An 18005-nucleotide genomic window follows, 5' to 3' on the forward strand; every position below is an offset into this window, starting at 1 on the left:
AATAATATTTGCTCTAGACTTTTTACCAAAAATCCTCTTGAGCGTATTCAAAAAAGTATCTTTCTAGAAAAGTTTTTTAATGTTATAAAATGTTAAGTTTTACATTTTTTGATTTGTCGCTAACAAATATTTTAAAGTATTCAATATAGATTATAATAGCAATGTACGTGAAATTACGCTGAAAGAAATTATCACTTCCTCATAATAACTTTGTAATTAAGATATTGATCTTTATAAAAACTTTAAGAAAACACGACTAGGGTTTACAGACAAATCTAGTTATATCTCATAAAATATAATCACTCAATTACTGAAACAACGCCTATCTATTGCTATTTTAGTTAAATTGAGCAGAAAAGTCTTGATAATAAAAGAATTCAAAAACCTGATTTGACATAACAGCTATTTCCGTTTTTAAGTGCATACTACTACCACATTCATTGAAAGTTTAAAAAACATGGATAGCGAACAGCATCGACGCTATCAGACCTCTATGGTATCAACTTATTACCCTGAAACTACTTTCCTTGACTCTCTTGTCATGTCAGACGGAACTGAGCAATCGCAAGGTTCGGATCTCCTTACACGTTTGCACAGTGGAGAAGTTTTCATCGTCAATAGTCGTAGGCGAAATGGATTAATACTCTTTAAACGCTACCATGCAGAGTTTGCAGGGCCTGGGGCTGCTGTGGGTGGGGATTACGATTGTGATTGCCAAAGAGCACTGCCTATAGGTAATCTGTCTTTATTAACTCCTGAATCTAATGAAGAACGCCAGAAGGCTTACTTGATTAGGCGACAGTGGATTCGATTGATCAAACAAATTACAGAAAACCCACTGCCTGGGCAGCGAGTCCAGAAGATTCTCGATCAATTTGAACAATACTTTCCACCAGAAATAGTGGCGCTTTTGCCTGATGTTGCCTTTGCTCTTTTAGTGGGTGTGCTGCCACAAACAGTGGGAATAGTACGGCGTTTGGGCAGTGAGGTGAACAGCAGGTTTAATTACTGAGTAAATTGCTAAGATGACAAATTTGCCAAAGCAGCTTGGACTCGATTAACGGTGCGGGCGTTTTCCTCTATGGTTCCGACAGTAATTCGCAATCCGCCGCTAATGTATCGAACAAGAGTGCCCAGTGTTCTAAGTTTCTGGTGCAAAGTTTTTAATGCAGCTTCTTGTGAATTAAAGCCATTGGGTTTAAGACGCAGGTAAATAAAGTTTGCAGCACTTGCAGTAACTTGTAGTTCTGGTTGCTGGGATAAAATTTCGATAAGTTTGGCTCGTTCATTCAGAGTTTGGGGAATTGATTGCAGCAAGAGTGTGCGATTTTGTAAACCAACTAATGCTGCTGCTATGGAAAAACTGGGGAGATTGTAGGGTAAGCGAACTTTTTCTAAGATGGCGATCGCTTCGGGATCAGCGACGCAATAACCAATACGGAGAGATGCCAATCGGAAAGCTTTAGAAAACGTGCGTAATATTACCCAATTAGGACGCTGTGCTAATTCACCTACTAGAGTAGTTTGGCTGAATTCAAAGTAAGCTTCATCAATTACTACCAAAATATGCTGACTCAAACTTCTCAACCACGCCAACTCTGCCGCAGTTAAGCTGTTGGCAGTCGGCGAATTAGGATGCACTACGAAAACTACGCGAATCGGGGGATTTTGAGTTTGTTCGATCGCAGACTGTGCGGCGCTTATGTCAATTTCAAAATTTGTTTCATTTCTATCCACCGCCACTACAGGAATGCCTAAAGTTTGTGCCAAAATTCCGTACATAGAGAAAGTGGGATTGGCAACGAGAATTGACCCTTCTCCTCCTAGACAGGTGGCGATTAATAAAGAGCGGATTAGTTCATCTGAACCATTGCCAACAGAAATATTGGCAGCAGTAAACAAGGATGAGGATAGGGCGGCTGACTGATTGACGTACTCGGCGATCGCATCCTTAAGTGTTTCATGTCCGCCATCGGGATAACGATTTGTTTCAATTACTTGCTGATACGTCCACGCCAGCTTCTCTTTTAACTCAGGTGGTAAATCGTAGGGGCTTTCATTTGTATCCAGCCGATCAAACTGTGTGGCGACAGAATCGGCTGTATCGCTGCTAGGATGAGGTTTATAAGCGGTGAATTGGGCTAAATCTGACCGGATGAAGGGAAGCATAACGATTTTAGATTTTGGATTTTAGATTTTGGATTTTAGATTTTAAATCAATATTGTTCATAACAGACTTAATTTCCCCTAACCATCCTTAACAGTTAGTAAATCTAGCCTCTTTGGATCTGTGAGTTCAGTAGTACTTACTGAAAAATATTAGGTTAGGTGTGAGTTTAATATTTTACAGCCTCAAGGTAGTTGGCAAAAGATGCGAATTGCCTGCCAAATTTCTTCCATAACATTACCCAAGGCGTGGTCACTGTCGAGTTCGACTAACTCCACCCAAGGACGCGAACGCGCAAAGTCACGACTGGCTTCGATCGGAATGACTTCATCCTTTTTGCCATGCAAAATCAGCGTGGAGATAGGGCGTTGCAAAAGCTTTTCTTGGTATTGGGCCGCATCTGTAACGAAATCGTAACTTAAAGGAATTGTTCGCTCCTCCCCATAGTGGTAGATCATGAGAGATTTTTCTTGCTGCCAACGCTGTACTTCTTCATCCCCTAGCTTGGGCAACCAATGGGATAAAAACCCAAAAGCTGGTGCTAGCAAAACTAAGCGTTGCACTTGTAAATTTTGCTGTCCCAAGTGGGCGGCGGTTAAACCACCCAAACTTGAGCCAATCAGCGTTACTAGTGTAAAATCATTACTGAATTCTGCGGCAACTTGAGTGATCTGACGAGTGATTGTCAACTGCGAAAAATCGCCAGCATTGAGATCGGGAATTTTCAGCTTTGTCTGAATTTGGGTAAAGCGATCGCCTATATCTTGGGCTTTGGCAGATTTAGGGCTGGAAGCAAATCCGTGAAGATATATGTAGTCCAAGGTTGTAAATAGTTAGGAGTTAAAAATTATTGAGTGTTGATAAATAAAGATTTATCATTTGTTGTGGCTCACTTATAATTCATAACTCACAACTCCTCACTCCCAAGTTTTTTTACCGCATTGTGACAAATTCCTCTGCGGATGAGGGATGGATACCCACAGTGGCATCAAAGTCTTTTTTAGTTGCGCCCATTTTGAGGGCGATCGCCACACCTTGAATGATTTCAGCGGCATTTTCACCTACAATATGAGCGCCTAACACTTTGTCAGTGTTGCTATCAACCACCAACTTCATCATTGTCTTCTCTTGCTTACCAGTCAAACTATGGTACATGGGGCGGAAGCGAGTGTGAAAAATTTTGACGGCATCACCGAGTCTTTCCCGTGCTTCGGCTTCTGTCCAGCCGACTGTCGCGGCTTCAGGGTTAGAAAATATGGCTGTAGGCACAGTTGCGTGACTAAATTCGCGGCGGTTATCCCCGAATTCACTATCGGCAAAGGCGCGACCTTCGCCAATGGCCACGGGAGTTAAATTGATTCGGTCGGTGACATCGCCAACAGCAAAAATATTCGGTTGACTAGTTTGACTATATTCATTGACTGCGATCGCACTTGTGGTAGGATATCCAGGCCCTTCCATAGAACTAGCGACAACATCAACCCCAGCGTTTTCTAAACCTAGTCCATCTACATTGGGAGTTCGACCGGTCGCTACTAAAAACACGTCAGCAATTACTGGTTCTTGGTCGTCCCCTGATAAAGTTAGTTTCAAGCCTTCTGGCACGCGTTCAATTGTTTTTACCACATTATTCTTAATCAACCGAATTCCGTGGTTTGTCATGCCCTCTTCGATTTCTATGCGAATGTCATCATCAAATCCATTCAAAATCTTTTCACCTCTGGTAATTTGTGTCACCTCAGAACCCAAACCGCGCATAATACAAGCAAATTCCGTGCCGATATAACCAGCGCCAATAATAACGATGTGTTTCGGTTGTCTTTTTAAATGAAAGATTTCGTTAGAGGTAATCCCATATTCCATCCCTGATAAATCTGGTTTGACAGGACGACCACCAACAGCAATTAAAATTTTGTCTGCTGTAACTTTACGTCCATCAACTTCTACTGTGTGGGGGTCTACCAATCTGGCGCGACCGGAAAATAGTTCTACTCCGACTTTTTCTAAGAAGCTGATGTGTAGCTGCGACAGTCGCCGAACTTCCTTATCTATAGATGTAATGAAATATTCCCAGTCAAACTCAACATTACCCACTTTCCAGCCATAGCCTGAAGCGTCACTGAACAGTTCGGGAAAGTGAGACCCATAGACCATGAGTTTTTTGGGAACGCAACCGCGAATCACACAAGTGCCACCAACTAAATCATATTCAGCGATCGCCACTTTTGCACCGTAGCTAGCCGCTCGTTTGGAAGCTGCCAAACCTCCAGAACCCGCACCAATTACAAACAGGTCGTAATCAAAAGTCATAAGTTTATGTTCTCTTTAGCAACAAGTTAGTTCCTGGGAACTTACACACAGAACGTGATTGAACTATATAAGGATATCCGGTGAACCCTGTGTAAGTCCTGTCCTTGATTTAATCTAGCGTTAGCAGATGCTATCTGGTCGTAGGGAATATCACTTTTTGCTTTGGCGGCTGTAGAGGCAGTAGATAACAGTTGTTATAGTTCTGCCTCTGGTGTCGGGTATAAATCTTTGGTACTGCGCTGGAATAACTAAATACAATAATTCTATTAATTTGTGGTAAATATTTTACATGTCTATGTAATACTACGGTTAAACGACAGGGTAGCCATCGCTCTGACTTCTCTCTGTGCTTACCTCTGCGCCCTTATGTCTTTAAATTTCAACCCTCAATTCGCCACAATTTTACGCAAAGCTGTACTAAGTCCCACAGGACTTACGCAAAATTATGGCAAAACGAACCGCGTTCGGCGTTGGCAGAGCGTCTCGTATCCCATTAGCAGTTTTATGTGCTTGGAGACTCAGTTGGAGTAACAGGTGTAGTCTGTGTCGGAGTGGTAGGTGTAGTCTGTGTCGGAGTGGTAGGTGTAGTCTCTGTTGGGATGGCAGGTGTAGTTTCTGTAGGAGTGACAGGTGTAGTTTCTGTGTGAGTGACAGGTGTAGTTTCTGTAGGAGTGACAGGTGTAGTTACGGTTGGAGTGACAGATGTAGTTTCTGTAGGAGTGACAGGTGTAGTTACGGTTGGAGTGACAGGTATAGTTTCTGTAGGAGTGACAGGTGTAGTTACGGTTGGAGTGACAGGTATAGTTTCTGTGGGAGTGACAGGTATAGTTACGGTTGGAGTAACAGGTGTAGTTACGGTTGGAGTGATTGTTGGGGTTCTACTAGAATCGATACCAACGTTATTATTCTGAGGGTTTGGGTTTTTATTGTTACCATTTATCCCAGATCGCTGGTCAGTATTTAACAACACTTGTCCTGCGTCCTCAAAGGAATTTGATGGGGAATCATCTCCAATGGGGTTTACTGGGAAATTGCTTGTGATAGTGTCGTTGGTGGAGGAAGTTGAAGGACTAGTAGTTAGCTCTGCAAAAGATGGGTTTTCAACTACTCCCTCACCTGTTATCGGCGACTGTGCGTTCAAAGCCGCAACAGTTTCAGCTTGAACGCTAGCGATCGCCGGATCGGCTGTAGGCCTAATATTTTGCCTATTTAAATCAAATCCCCGGACTAGATCGCTGGTTTGATAAAAATTTCTGAGATCAAAATCGTATAAACCCTGAAATTTGCCTTTAATTATAACCATCATTTGTCCTGCTTGCAGCACCTGAGTTTGAGAAGCTTCCTGATTAGAAACTTCAATGCCGCTATTGGTCAGCGCACCCACAATTGTGGTATCAGTTTGTTGGTCGTAGCGTACAAATAATGCTGAACCACGAATTGCTGCTGCTGCACTTGGCGTTTGTATACGTGTTTCCCCCCTTCCAGGTGGGATAAGCAGCAATGCGGTTCCGTTTGAGAGTCTAAAACTGCGAGTCTTTGGTAAAAATTGAAATATAGCCTGTTCCCCAACTCGTGCCAAAGAGCCGTCGTTAAAGCGCAAGTCTGCTAGAGAAGCTTGACCTGTTGATAACCCATCCCCAGGAATCATTGCATCTAATTTGCGTGCAGGACGTTTCTTGTGTCTATCTCTGGGTATTAGTTGTACTAAGTTGCGGAGGTTCTGAATCTCGGCTCGCGTTAGAGGAGTTATGGCATTTACCCGATTTGGTAAAGGCAGTACTATAACTCCCCATAGACCAATTACTAATAGTGGAAACGATTTATGAAACATAGTTTGAGAATTTGTGAACTTAAAATAATACCAAAAAAGTTAAAGGTTTAAGCTGCTACTAATTATTAGAGTCAGTTTTTTTAGGTAAAATTCTTGGGATTTTAGTTTACATATAATAGATAATAAATAAACTATGTGTTTAGTTTATTTAAGTTTTTCTTCTGAAACTGACATTTTATGCAATCAAGCCTGTGGAAGATTTCAAAGTTAGTACTTGCATATAAACAATTAAATCAGGAGTACCTTACAGATAATCTTTTCTAATCACATCAGCCACAGGGTGATCAGTTATGTGGAAAAAGGAGTTTTTAGGGATCTGTTGTGAAATGATTCACTGGCTGGATTTCACGAAAGTTTAGCAAAAATTATATCGGAGCATCTCAGTTTTGTAAAAAATCTGCGAAAAAATCCGCAAAGCTGCAACTTGAGTTGGTAGTTTAAGTATATACCTACAAAGCTAAAATAGATGCAATTAACTGTATATTTTGAGTCGGAACTTCCGATGCAACCTGTGGGTGTACATTCGCCAAACGCGATCAACGCGATCTAACCAGATGCGACTCAAGAACTGGAATAATTTCTTTTTTTGTATTTTATTAGCGTCCAGTGGTGGAAGCTCGTGTTGCATTAGAGTAGATGCGGCAGAATCTGCAATTACAGATGTTTGGCATCCTAACAATTTAGCAAGCACACAGGTAACTTATCAGCAGTTATGTCATAAGTTGGAGCAAGAGGCGATTAACTCTGTGTGTAAGCTGTCGAGTGAGTCGCATCCTTTAGACTTTCGGATGCCGTTAAATCTGGTACAGCAAACACCAGAAACGACTCAAACCCCAGACAAAACCGAAGAACCTAACGATACTCAAAAGCAAAATGACCCGCCACAGCTAGAATCGCAGCCAAGTAATTTGCCCATATCTCCTTCAGACTCAAAAGAGCAACTATTAAATGCACCTGAGATAAATCAGTCCCAAAGGCTAGAGAGGCTAATAGAAGTGCTGCGATCGCCAAAACTACCGTTTGAATCTGCTCGCGATCGCGAATTGGGGTTGCGGGTGCGGTTACTACCCCTAGAACAGCAGCCACCACCACCGACAGAACAAACTCTACCTAAGTTGAAACCTATCGGCTATCTACAGGCCCATGTAGGCTACTTCCAGACGAGTAACATTTTTTCGTCAAATCATACTCCCATAGAAGATGGTTTAATTTTTTCTGGACTGACACTAGCCTCTGCATATTTCCCTTTGGGAGCTAAGACTTATTTAAACGGCTCAATTGATGGCAATCTCATTCGTTATATAAATCAGTCACAATATCATTACAACCAGGTGAGATTCAATCTCAGTATTTATCACCAGCTATCCCAGCGAATGTACGGAGAAATCAGTTGGAACAATCAACAGTTATTTTATGCCAACAACAGCGATCGCTTGGATAGCTTCAAAGCTGGCGATCGCTTTTTAAATGAAAATTCCCTGCAACTATCTTTGGGACGGCGAGATCCCTTAACTTCAAGATTAACGCTAGATAGCTTCTACGAATTGAGTGTAAATTTTGCTGACCCCCTAAGTCGTAATCGGATAATCAATTCCTTTTGGGTTTCTCTAAACTACAACTTGCAAAAGCCTCTCCAGGTTGGTATTGACTACCAGGCGAACTTCTCTGACTTTACACAGCGCGATCGAGAAGACCAATTTCATCGGCTATTCGGACACTTAAATTATCGAATATCCGATACCATTAATATGAATGTGCAGGGTGGAGTAAGTTTAGGTAGTTCAACCGACGAAAACATTGATTTTGATGGCTGGTTCTTCAGTATTAATTACAGTTTGCAATTAGGTCAGTTTTGAAATTTGTCAATGACTACAAATAAGAAATCCAATCACTCCAGCTACCAGCATAAAGTTTACCCTTGCTAATACCAGCTAACTCTAAAGAAAGTAAATTCACACAAGCAGTAACGCCAGAACCACAATATACCAAGATTTCTGCGGCTGTTTCTAGCTTTTCCCATCGACGGCGTTGTTCTTCTTGAGGGAGTAGGTAGCCAGAAGAGTCTGTAACTTCTTGCCAGGGATAGTTGACTGCACCGGGAATATGTCCGGCAATTCGATCAATTGGCTCTCGTTCACCTCGGTAGCGATCGCTTTCTCTCGAATCTACCAATACTACCTCGTCACTATCTTTCCGGCTTTTCACCGCCGTAATATCGACCACCTTTTCTGTTTGTACCTGAGCGACAAACCTACCCATCCGGGGTTGAGGAATGACATCTGTAACCGGATAATCAGCTTTTTGCCATCCAGCCAAGCCGCCATCCAGTACTGCTACTTGCTCATGTCCGAGATAGCGCAACAGCCACCATAAACGAGACGCAAAGGCAAAGCGCGAATCATCATAAACTACAACTAAACTTTTTTGGTAATTTACCCCAATCGCCGCCAATTTGTTAGCTATATCATTGGGGTTAGGTAAAGGATGTCTCCCGCCATGCTTACCCACTGGACTGGAAAGATCCTGATTCAAATCTAGGTAATATGATCCCTCTATATGACAAGTCTTGTACTGTTGTTGTCCTAGTTGTGGATCGGCTAGAGAAAAGCGACAATCCACAATGACGACTTGCGGATCTTCTAGATGTTCAAATAACCAAGCTGGCGAAACAACAAATTGGGTATTGGGCATTGGGAATTAGGCGTTATTTAGAGGACTTACGCAACTGGGTTATCAGTTGCGATCGCGCTAATCAGGTCTTTGTCGAGTAGGATGACGTTACCAATGATGACTTTATCATCTTTTGTACCGAAGCCTAGCGATCGCTCGTAGGTTGGGTTAAGAAACGAATACTAAGTAACTATGGCAACTTTAAGTATACGTAATTTAGAAATGCGATCGCGTATATTATGTTGTTCGATGTAAGAGTTAAGTTATGGATGTTGAAGAATTTTTCAATCAGTTGAATGCTGGAGAGACAAACTTTACGGGAGTTAACTTGAGGGGTGCTTGCTTGATCAGGTCTGATCTGAGAGATATCAACCTTAGTGGATCTGATCTGAGAAATGCCGATCTGACTGACGTAGATTTGGCTCGCGTTAACTTGATGGGTGCTAACCTCAGTGGTGCTATTTTGCTGAATGCAAACTTGGAATACGCTATTTTGACAGGGGCTGATCTCAGTGGTGCTGATTTGGACGGTACTAACTTTGAGAATGCCGACCTCAGTAATACCAATCTGAGAAATGCCATTATCGGGAACGTTCGTGATGCCATTCTCTGCAATACAATTATGCCAAATGGAAGAATTATAAATGATGGTTGTGGACGTGGATGAAGAATAATTTTGATTTGAGGTCAGTGCGATCGCTGGTAGGTTGGATTAAGGAACTAATACCAAGTAACTATGGCAACTTTGAGTATACGTAATTTAGAAATGCGATCGCCTAGCATTCTCGAAAGTAAATTATCTTTGGTGTGGAACTAATCTAATTTTCCAGCTTGTAATTGCTGCACTTGTTCTACTGTTAAGCCTGTAATTCTTGCCACTATTTCCACTGATATACCTTCACGCAATGAATTAAGTGCGACTTGCTCTAATGCTTTTTCGGCACCTTTTTTTTCCCAACTCGTGATAATTTGCATATATTCCTCCTTTTGGTCTAATCCCATTGTACTTATTGCTGCTTTAAAGGTTTGTTCTTCTGTTTCATTTAAGTTCAAATAAGTGTCAATAAAACCAGAAATCAGTTGCATCCTTGCGGGGTCTAATCTGAGAGTAGTTAATAGCCGCAAACATTCCGCCTTGACTTGCGGACGTTCTTCTTGTGAAATATTCATTTTTGCCATAAGTGCTGCGGCAATAGGGTTTTGTTGGATTAAATAATCTCGCCAACTAATTCTATTTAATTGAATTGCTGCAAATTGAAACTTGAGTACGTCTAAATTGGGAAATATAATGCTATGTGTTTTTGGTTCTGGTCGTAGCGGTTCATCAAAGGAGAAAATGACGATAGGGTAAATTGGTAAATCGTATTTTTCATAAAGTCTGGCAAAATATTTAAACATCCGTTTGGCAAAATCTTGCTGTGTATAAGATTGAGCCTCAATATGGATTAAAAAGTAAGTTTCTTTTTCTTGATATTTTACTTTTACCAGTAAATCGATTATTTTCTTTTCTCCAGCAGTAACATCCGTTAGTACTTCCTCTGGTAAAAATTGAATCGAGTTTTGGTCAATATCGCAGGCAATAGTAGGCAAAAATAGCTCGATAAATTCAATAAAGAATGTAGAGATTAATTCTTTAAATAAGCGGTCGTGGTCGATAGACATAACCTTTGAGAAAAGCAGATCGCGGTTATTCTATCATGAGATTTTGCAAATATTATTTAAGTGCAATTGATTATTTGTGCTTCGGCTATTTGTCCTGTGGGGAGGTCGGTAATTTGGAAGGTGATGTTGAAGGAGGGGTGATGAGGTTTAGTAAGTTATCTTTATACGTGTTAGTTAATGCAAAGGTGTATAGATGAGGATAACTGCTGAGGAATTGTTGCAACGATATGCTGCTGGGGAAAGAGATTTTACTGGGGTTAATTTGAGGGGGGTTGACTTGAGTGGTGTCAATCTTAGTGGGGCTGATTTGAGTTTTGCCAATTTGAGTAGTGCTAATCTCATCGGTTCCAAATTGAGTGGCGCTAACTTGTTCAGGGCTGGTTTGGACGGAGCTGATTTGACAAGGATTAACCTTACTGGGGCAAATTTGGAAAGGACTCGTTTCGGAAGTATTGATATTGTAGACGCTAATTTGAGTGGGGCTAACTTGAGTGGCGCTACTATGACTGCTGACTTCAGTGGTGCTAATCTCAGTGCTGCGAACCTCAGTGGTGCTGACTTGTATAGGTCTTACCTGAAAGACACTATCTTGAAGGATGCTAACCTGGCTGGTGCCGATCTGACTAACGTTTATTTCGAGAAGGCTGACTTGACTGATGCCAACCTGTTAAACGCCAATGCCGCTCATTGCAGCTTTGACTGTGTTATCCTCTGTAACACCACTATGCCAGACGGTAGTATTATCACTGATAACTGTTGGAGTGGATCAGGAATAAAAACTATTCAATGCGATCGCTCGTAGGTTGGGTTGAGGAACGAAACCCAACACTGATAACATATATCTCACGACATTTGACTCTTGACTTTTGACTCTGGACAACCTAATCAAAAAAATATGACACTTGCGTAAGTCATTATTTAGTTTTTTGTAAAATGTCAGACTTAGAGAATTTTACACCTAAGTTAACAGCAGATGGTTCTTTCACCTTTGTCTCTCAAGAGTTTGGTGAATCCTTTCACAGCCATTATGGAGCTACGCAGGAGAGTTTTTGTAAGTTTGTGGAACCGACTCAACTAGTTACAGCCGCGCAAAAACCAGTCTTGCGACTATTGGATGTTTGTTATGGTCTAGGATATAACACAGCTGCTGCTTTGCAGACAATTTGGGCAGTGAATCCTAGTTGTTGTGTTGAAGTAATCGGTTTAGAACTGAATCCAGCGGTGCCACAAGCGGCGATCGCTCATCAATTGTTCGACAATTGGAACTGTAACTATATTGAAATTTTGAAAAAGTTAGCTTTTGAGCATCAAGTGCAAACACCTTGCCTGAAAGCGAAGCTACTTATTGGCGATGCTAGAACTACGATAACACTAGTACGTCAGTCGGATTTTTGGGCAGATGCAATTTTCCTCGATCCCTTTTCACCAACACAGTGTCCTCAATTATGGACTGTTGAATTTATTAAACAGCTGTCATTGTGTTTACATCCAGATGGTTTATTAGCCACCTATTCTTGTGCTGCTGCTGTACGCACAGCACTTTTGTCTGCTGACTTAGTGATATGTTCTACCCCACCCGTGGGAAGGCGATCCCCTGGTACCGTGGCCACACATTCTAGGAGTGCTGCGTCTCAAGACTACTCACCACTTACCACCCTCTCAGAAGTTGAAAAAGAACACTTGCTAACTCGTGCTGCTATTCCCTATCGCGATCCTCAACTGAGCGATCCTACCGAAGTCATAGTAATGCGGCGACAACAAGAGCAACAAACCTCTGCCCTGGAACCTGCCTCCTATTGGCGAAAAAGATGGCTGTTGGGAACACAAGGCAGGGATTTTCTAGGAACTAGTTTGTAGTTTGATTGCGATATCTCCGATAGGCTACGCATCAGCGACTGCAAGCTTGATTCTCAGTCTTTAAATTCCAGAAAAGTTAGACATTTTTTGCCAAAAATTCTAATTTCTTTTGCAGATACTCAGGCAACAAGTTTTTACGAGCCAAATAGTTTATTGATATGGTAGTATTTAATATCACATACTGCTTAATAGTATTTGAGTATTGCTATAACTGAGTAAGTAAGAAACATATATATCTAATGATTACCATAAAGATTTGAAATTCAAAATCCGATATCTCGAATAAAGCTATACATTATAACGCTTTCTGACGCCGCTAGGTTAAAAAATCTCCGTAAAAAACCTGATTTAACATTTGTGAAAATTCATCATACTGGAATTAGAAGCAAAAAATTTGACAACAAGATACATCTTGTTCTTAACATAAAAGATACATGCTGCGAAAAATTCAGATCGGCAACTTGACATCATGCATAATCCATATCGAAATTCTGGCTCAGATACAGTCGAATATTAAATTTGTTTTTGAAATCTGACACTGTTAACTTGTGCAAAAACTTGGAGTGCCTTTGTGATTCAATGGAAATCCAACCATACAGGCTTTACAGAAGAAATTGTTAATGGGTCAAACCCCATTAGCACAGTGAAGAGTATGGGTTCAAATCATGCCGTGGGATTGCAAAATGCGGAGGGTTGTTCTTTAGGCTTATCTCAAGAAGACCTGATGCTTAAAGATAGGCAAGCAATGTCTTCTTGGATAAAATGTGATGTTAATTGTGGTGATGATTCATTGGTCTCTAGAACACTACAAGTCAAAGGTTCTAAAGTGAATGGGTTTGATTTAGATCCGCCGAAGGTTTTAGTAGTTGACGATCATGCCGCCAGTCGGATGACTGCTGTCGCCCTCTTGGGGATGGAAGGATACGAAGTGATTGAGGCGGACAGTGGTTCCATTGTTGTCGAATTGGTAACTCAAAAACAACCAGATTTGATTTTGCTGGATGTAATGATGCCAGGAATGGATGGATTTGAAGTCTGCCAATTGCTTAAACAGGATGAGCAGACTAGGCTAATCCCAGTAATTTTTATTACAGCATTAAATGACAGGCGATCGCGCATTCGGGGAATTGAAGTTGGGGCAGATGATTTTCTCACTAAACCCTTTGATCGTGTGGAACTGGCGGCGCGTGTAAAGTCCTTGGTGCGGCAGAAGCGCCTGAACGAAGATTTAGACCATGCCGAACAAGTGCTGTTTTCCATTGCCATGTCTATTGAAAGTCGCGATCCCAATACGGGCAACCATTGCGAACGTCTAGTAAAACGGGGACAAGTTTTTGGTGAATACCTCAACCTCTCACGCTATCAAATTCGAGATTTGATGTGGGGTGGTTATCTCCACGATATCGGTAAGGTGGGTATTCCCGATGCAGTGCTGCTAAAAAAAGGCGAACTCACCCCCGAAGATTGGCAGATTATGCAGCAGCACGTTTTGATTGGAGAAAAAATCTGCCAGCCACTACGCAGTATGCGGGGTGTAATTCCGATTATTCGTCATCACCATGAACGCTGGGATGGATCGGGCTACCCTGATGGACTCAAGGAGGATGATATTCCCTACCTGGCGCAAGTATTTCAGTTAATTGATATTTACGATGCCCTAACCAGTGAACGACCTTACAAAAAAGCTTTTACTTCAGCAGAAGCACTTTTAATGATGCAAAAAGAAACTGATTCCGGTTGGCGTAATCCCAAACTAATGCAGCAGTTTACAGAGTTTATTCGCACCTGTCAGGAATAAGGGAGTAGAAAGTAATGATTTGTAGCTGCTTTAATGAACGCTAATTGGTATTATTATAATCTCTGCTTTTTATGAGTGAAGTTCTAGTGACTCCTGAATTCTGACTCCTTTGATAATTTCAGTCTTCTATGATTAGCTGGTATGATTTGAGCCGAGATTTTAAAGTACCAACAGCATTAATCACAATTTCACTGATAGCTGATAGCTAATTATGGTAGTTGTAGCAATTCTAGCTGCGGGACGCGGCACACGGATGAAATCACGCTTACCCAAGGTTTTACATTCTTTGGGTGGGCGATCGCTAGTAGAGAGAGTTCTCGAAAGTGTAGAACCACTTTCGCCCTCACGGCGAATCGTGATTGTGGGATATCAATCCGAGGAAGTTCAAGCCGCCATGCATTCAATTCCCAGTTTGGAGTTTGTCGAACAGACTGTGCAATTGGGGACAGGTCATGCCATCCAGCAATTACTGCCCCACTTGGAAGATTACACTGGGGATTTGCTGGTACTTAACGGCGATTTACCGTTAATACGCAGCGAAACTCTCAAGCAGATGTTACAAACTCACGTCCGAAATCAAAACGCCGCCACTATTCTCACCTCGCACTTACCCGACCCCACAGGCTACGGGCGCGTTTTTTGTAACGATGAAAATATTGTGCAGCTTATGGTCGAACATAAGGATTGTACTGCTGCCCAAAGACAAAATCAACGGATTAACGCTGGAGTTTACTGCTTTCGCTGGCCAGATTTGGCAAAGGTGCTTCCCCACCTCCAGCCAAACAATGCCCAAAAAGAATACTATCTTACCGATGCCGTGACTCAGGTGGGACAAGTGATGGCAGTGGATGTGAAAGATTACCAAGAAATTCTCGGTATTAACGATCGCTTGCAATTGGCAACAGCATCGGAAATTTTGCAAAAACGAGTCAAGGAAAAATGGATGCTGGCGGGTGTTACTCTTATCGATCCCACAAGTATCACCATTGATGAAACCGTAGAATTACAGCCGGATGTAATTATTGAACCCCAAACTCACCTGCGAGGAAATACGGTGATTCAAACCGGAAGTCACATTGGGCCGGGAAGTTTAATTGAAAATAGCCAGTTGGCTAAAAATGTCACGGTGCAATATTCAGTAGTCATAAATAGCACCGTGCAGGCAGGAAGCCGAATTGGCCCTTATGCTCATTTGCGCGGTCAGGTACATGTGGGTGCTGGTTGCCGTGTGGGGAATTTTGTGGAATTGAAAAATACGCAATTAGGCGATCGCACCAATGCAGCACATTTGTCGTATATAGGTGATAGCGTTGTCGGTAATCAGGTGAACATAGGTGCCGGTACAATTACTGCCAATTATGACGGCGTGAAGAAACATCGTACCAAAATAGGCGATCGGACAAAAACTGGTGCCAATAGCGTTTTAGTGGCTCCAATTACCTTGGGAGATGATGTCTACATTGCAGCTGGTTCGACAATCACAGAAGATGTTCCTAATGATTCTCTAGCGATCGCCCGTAGTCGTCAAGTGGTGAAACCAGCTTGGCGGAGGAAAAGTGTTGAAAATGAAACCACAGATCAACATAAATAATTCATCGCTGTTAATCGCGGTTCATCTGTGGTTTGAGAGCATAAATCAGGATTTTTGCATGTCTAATCTAGCTAGATTAGTAGTAAAGCCAAAATCTCAACATATAACATGGAAGAACTGCTAGAACTTAGGCAATTTCTAGAACAAGGCAAAATCCATGAGGCGCTACTGTTGGTGGATGAGTTAGAAGAAATGAGCCTCAGTGACAAAATCAATAAAATTGATAGTTATGGTGTAATTCTGCTCATCCATTTAATTAAACAAAAGGCTGAAAAACGTTCGACTCGCTCTTGGGATGTTTCGATAGAAAATACGGTGCGTGAAATCAACAAAATAAACAAGCGCCGCAAATCCGGTGGTTTTTACTTGAATCAAGCAGAATTAATAGATATTCTGCAACAAGGATATCAAGTGGCACTGAAAAGAGCGGCGCTAGAAGCTTTTGAGGGGCGTTATGAAGCCCAAGAATTAGCTGCAATGGTTGACCAGCAAGAAACTTTAGCCGAAGCGCTGGAACTGATTCAACAATAGCCAATCAATTCACTATCATTCCATTCCAAAGTGTCGCCAATTTTTTCGCCGTTGTGGTAGGCGGCGAGTAAGATTTCGCTAGTTTTCCCCCAAGCGATCGCTCCACTGACATCTAAGGCGATCGCTCCCAAATCCCGTTTATTCTGGTGGGCTTCCCCAAACGATCGCTGCATGGCCTCCTTCAGGGACATCCCATCAGTGACACGTACTACAATTCGGGGAGCTAAACATTCATCAATGATATCTTCCCCAATGCCAGTACAGCTAACACCAGCATTATTAGTAGCATAATTACCTGCTGGCATCGCCGAATCACTTACCCGTCCAATCCGCTCAAATCCCTTCCCGCCGGTAGAAGTGCCAGCAGCTAACTTACCAGATACATCTAAAGCTACTACACCAATAGTGCCGCGTCCAGCATTGCTGGTTTCTAGCAGTTCCGGTTCTGCTACCACGCCAGCCATTGTACTTTTAAAATTATCTTGGCGCTCTTGTATCCACTCTTGTAACCGCAAATCAGTTAAAGCGTTATAGCTGGGAAGTTGCATTTCCCGCGCCAACTCAGCCGATCCGAAATCTGATAAAACTCGGTCTGGCGAGCTTTGTAAAAATTGCGCTAAATCAATGGGATTTTTCACCCGCGAGATATTAATTACACCACTAAACCGCCCTGATGCACCATCCATTAGGGAAGCACTCATGCGGATTTGCCCATCAGATTGCAATACTGAACCAGTACCAGCATTAAAGCGGGGGTTATCTTCGAGCATTTGGCAACCCTGCACCACTGCCTCAGATGCAGTTGCTCCTGACAATAGCAGAGAATAGACTTCTTCTATTACTGTATGGAGCGATTGGCGCACCGCCTCCAATCCTCCTTTACCGTGGAGAGAACTACCAGCCCCGCCATGAATAATTAATTTAGGTTGCACCTGTAACTCCATTAATCCCTTGCGCTATTTGCGTCTGTGTTGCGGTTGGTTTCATTTTGAGCTTCAGAACGGCGACGACGACAACGTTCTGAGCAGTATTTCACATCGTCCCAGCAATCTTGCCACTTTTTACGCCATGTGAAAGGACGTTGACATACTGGACAGATTTTTGTCGGTAGGTCAGATTTAGAACGAACACGTCCCATATAAATACTGTCTATACGATAATTTGATTTCTGAGATAGATGGAAAATAATTATAACCAGTTTGCTATAAAGGGAGGATACTTTTGGCGAACAAATGTGATGTCAATTTCTCCTGAGAATTATTTTTGAGCTAGTTGCCTGGAAATATAGAATTATGGGCAGATGGCTCATCGGAGATTTTGGTGGGGATTTAAACCTTTGCTGAAGAAGGTTGTGGCACGAGGCAGATAGCGCAGCGTAAAGCCTTCTCTACGAGACGCTACCGCGAACGCTTAGAGCGAGTCCGCGTACCCCCTGCGGGGAAGCAAGCTAGCAAGAGCGTCTGTCTGCGACACGCTGCGCGAACGTAGAGAGCGTCAAGGAGGAATACTGCCTCTGTTGTTAAAACTTGAAACTAAAAAAGTGAGCAATAAGTGAGCAAGTTTTGGTCTGGTAAGTGAGCAGTAGAGT

Annotated in this window: 16 protein-coding genes; 8 read left to right on the top strand and 8 right to left on the bottom strand. The window is 42.2% G+C overall.

The genetic code is table 11. The annotated features are described in order from the left end of the window. The first annotated feature begins 457 nt into the window (after positions 1-457). The gene (locus tag V7K62_RS28545) at positions 458-1012 is read left to right on the top strand and encodes a hypothetical protein (protein WP_334870156.1); all 555 of its coding nucleotides are present in this window, start codon (positions 458-460) and stop codon (positions 1010-1012) included. Positions 1013-1020: 8 nt separating this feature from the next. Here the strand turns inward: V7K62_RS28545 and V7K62_RS28550 are convergent, their stop codons facing one another. From V7K62_RS28550 to V7K62_RS28565, 4 genes are all read right to left on the bottom strand, one after another. Next, positions 1021-2169, bottom strand: coding sequence for a histidinol-phosphate transaminase (locus V7K62_RS28550; RefSeq protein WP_334870158.1), 1149 nt, complete (start codon positions 2167-2169; stop codon positions 1021-1023). Between the two features lie 183 nt (positions 2170-2352). Then, the gene (locus tag V7K62_RS28555) at positions 2353-2988 is read right to left on the bottom strand and encodes a YqiA/YcfP family alpha/beta fold hydrolase (protein ID WP_334870160.1); all 636 of its coding nucleotides are present in this window, start codon (positions 2986-2988) and stop codon (positions 2353-2355) included. A 112-nt stretch (positions 2989-3100) separates the two neighbouring features. Then, positions 3101-4477 carry a glutathione-disulfide reductase gene (gene gor, locus V7K62_RS28560; RefSeq protein ID WP_334870162.1) on the bottom strand — a complete coding sequence of 459 codons (1377 nt, stop codon included), beginning with the start codon at positions 4475-4477 and terminating at the stop codon, positions 3101-3103. Positions 4478-4979: 502 nt separating this feature from the next. Next, positions 4980-6308, bottom strand: coding sequence for a FecR family protein (locus V7K62_RS28565; RefSeq protein WP_334870164.1), 1329 nt, complete (start codon positions 6306-6308; stop codon positions 4980-4982). A 554-nt stretch (positions 6309-6862) separates the two neighbouring features. Here V7K62_RS28565 and V7K62_RS28570 point away from each other — a divergent pair. Continuing rightward, the gene (locus tag V7K62_RS28570; protein ID WP_334870166.1) at positions 6863-8164 is read left to right on the top strand and encodes a hypothetical protein; all 1302 of its coding nucleotides are present in this window, start codon (positions 6863-6865) and stop codon (positions 8162-8164) included. 13 nt (positions 8165-8177) lie between these two features. Here V7K62_RS28570 and V7K62_RS28575 read toward each other — a convergent pair whose 3' ends face one another. After that, complete coding sequence (locus V7K62_RS28575; RefSeq protein WP_334870168.1) at positions 8178-8999, bottom strand: sulfurtransferase; 822 nt, start codon at positions 8997-8999, stop codon at positions 8178-8180. 244 nt (positions 9000-9243) lie between these two features. Between V7K62_RS28575 and V7K62_RS28580 the strand changes: the two genes are divergently transcribed. After that, positions 9244-9645, top strand: a complete 402-nt coding sequence (locus V7K62_RS28580; protein WP_334870171.1) for a pentapeptide repeat-containing protein — start codon at positions 9244-9246, stop codon at positions 9643-9645. Positions 9646-9791: 146 nt separating this feature from the next. On the opposite strand, the gene V7K62_RS28585 is transcribed toward V7K62_RS28580, so the two are convergent. Beyond that, positions 9792-10640 carry an Rpn family recombination-promoting nuclease/putative transposase gene (locus tag V7K62_RS28585; RefSeq protein ID WP_334870173.1) on the bottom strand — a complete coding sequence of 283 codons (849 nt, stop codon included), beginning with the start codon at positions 10638-10640 and terminating at the stop codon, positions 9792-9794. A 193-nt stretch (positions 10641-10833) separates the two neighbouring features. Here V7K62_RS28585 and V7K62_RS28590 point away from each other — a divergent pair, with 193 nt between their 5' ends. The 5 genes from V7K62_RS28590 (at position 10834) to V7K62_RS28610 (ending at position 16417) form a co-directional block, all read left to right on the top strand. Next, positions 10834-11442, top strand: a complete 609-nt coding sequence (locus V7K62_RS28590; RefSeq protein WP_334870175.1) for a pentapeptide repeat-containing protein — start codon at positions 10834-10836, stop codon at positions 11440-11442. A 131-nt stretch (positions 11443-11573) separates the two neighbouring features. After that, complete coding sequence (locus V7K62_RS28595) at positions 11574-12497, top strand: tRNA (5-methylaminomethyl-2-thiouridine)(34)-methyltransferase MnmD (protein ID WP_334870177.1); 924 nt, start codon at positions 11574-11576, stop codon at positions 12495-12497. Between the two features lie 571 nt (positions 12498-13068). Continuing rightward, positions 13069-14295: a two-component system response regulator gene (locus tag V7K62_RS28600; protein WP_334870179.1), complete on the top strand. Its 1227-nt coding sequence runs from the start codon at positions 13069-13071 to the stop codon at positions 14293-14295. Positions 14296-14506: 211 nt separating this feature from the next. Next, on the top strand, positions 14507-15886 hold the full coding sequence (gene glmU / locus V7K62_RS28605; protein ID WP_334870181.1) for a bifunctional UDP-N-acetylglucosamine diphosphorylase/glucosamine-1-phosphate N-acetyltransferase GlmU: 1380 nt from the start codon (positions 14507-14509) through the stop codon (positions 15884-15886). Between the two features lie 108 nt (positions 15887-15994). Then, positions 15995-16417, top strand: coding sequence for a DUF29 family protein (locus V7K62_RS28610; protein ID WP_334870183.1), 423 nt, complete (start codon positions 15995-15997; stop codon positions 16415-16417). On the opposite strand, the gene V7K62_RS28615 is transcribed toward V7K62_RS28610, so the two are convergent. Beyond that, positions 16408-17361 carry an isoaspartyl peptidase/L-asparaginase gene (locus tag V7K62_RS28615; RefSeq protein WP_334870185.1) on the bottom strand — a complete coding sequence of 318 codons (954 nt, stop codon included), beginning with the start codon at positions 17359-17361 and terminating at the stop codon, positions 16408-16410. The two genes, V7K62_RS28610 and V7K62_RS28615, sit on opposite strands and share 10 nt — an antisense overlap. Next, positions 17361-17555 (bottom strand): DUF2256 domain-containing protein, encoded by a 195-nt coding sequence (locus V7K62_RS28620; protein WP_094350216.1) that lies wholly within the window; start codon positions 17553-17555, stop codon positions 17361-17363. Before V7K62_RS28620 ends, V7K62_RS28615 begins: the two co-directional genes overlap by 1 nt. Between the last annotated feature and the right edge of the window lie 450 nt (positions 17556-18005).

Source organism: Nostoc sp. (assembly GCF_036917935.1).
GTDB lineage: Bacteria > Cyanobacteriota > Cyanobacteriia > Cyanobacteriales > Nostocaceae > Nostoc.

What these genes read in the sequence shown, in the direction of transcription:
- V7K62_RS28580 (WP_334870171.1), top strand. Translation starts at nt 9,244, where the DNA reads ATGGATGTTGAAGAATTTTTCAATCAGTTGAATGCTGGAGAGACAAAC.
- V7K62_RS28565 (WP_334870164.1), bottom strand. Translation starts at nt 6,308, where the DNA reads ATGTTTCATAAATCGTTTCCACTATTAGTAATTGGTCTATGGGGAGTT.
- V7K62_RS28610 (WP_334870183.1), top strand. Translation starts at nt 15,995, where the DNA reads ATGGAAGAACTGCTAGAACTTAGGCAATTTCTAGAACAAGGCAAAATC.
- V7K62_RS28585 (WP_334870173.1), bottom strand. Translation starts at nt 10,640, where the DNA reads ATGTCTATCGACCACGACCGCTTATTTAAAGAATTAATCTCTACATTC.
- V7K62_RS28590 (WP_334870175.1), top strand. Translation starts at nt 10,834, where the DNA reads ATGAGGATAACTGCTGAGGAATTGTTGCAACGATATGCTGCTGGGGAA.
- glmU (WP_334870181.1), top strand. Translation starts at nt 14,507, where the DNA reads ATGGTAGTTGTAGCAATTCTAGCTGCGGGACGCGGCACACGGATGAAA.
- V7K62_RS28615 (WP_334870185.1), bottom strand. Translation starts at nt 17,361, where the DNA reads ATGGAGTTACAGGTGCAACCTAAATTAATTATTCATGGCGGGGCTGGT.
- V7K62_RS28575 (WP_334870168.1), bottom strand. Translation starts at nt 8,999, where the DNA reads ATGCCCAATACCCAATTTGTTGTTTCGCCAGCTTGGTTATTTGAACAT.
- V7K62_RS28620 (WP_094350216.1), bottom strand. Translation starts at nt 17,555, where the DNA reads ATGGGACGTGTTCGTTCTAAATCTGACCTACCGACAAAAATCTGTCCA.
- V7K62_RS28570 (WP_334870166.1), top strand. Translation starts at nt 6,863, where the DNA reads ATGCGACTCAAGAACTGGAATAATTTCTTTTTTTGTATTTTATTAGCG.
- V7K62_RS28550 (WP_334870158.1), bottom strand. Translation starts at nt 2,169, where the DNA reads ATGCTTCCCTTCATCCGGTCAGATTTAGCCCAATTCACCGCTTATAAA.
- V7K62_RS28545 (WP_334870156.1), top strand. Translation starts at nt 458, where the DNA reads ATGGATAGCGAACAGCATCGACGCTATCAGACCTCTATGGTATCAACT.
- V7K62_RS28595 (WP_334870177.1), top strand. Translation starts at nt 11,574, where the DNA reads ATGTCAGACTTAGAGAATTTTACACCTAAGTTAACAGCAGATGGTTCT.
- gor (WP_334870162.1), bottom strand. Translation starts at nt 4,477, where the DNA reads ATGACTTTTGATTACGACCTGTTTGTAATTGGTGCGGGTTCTGGAGGT.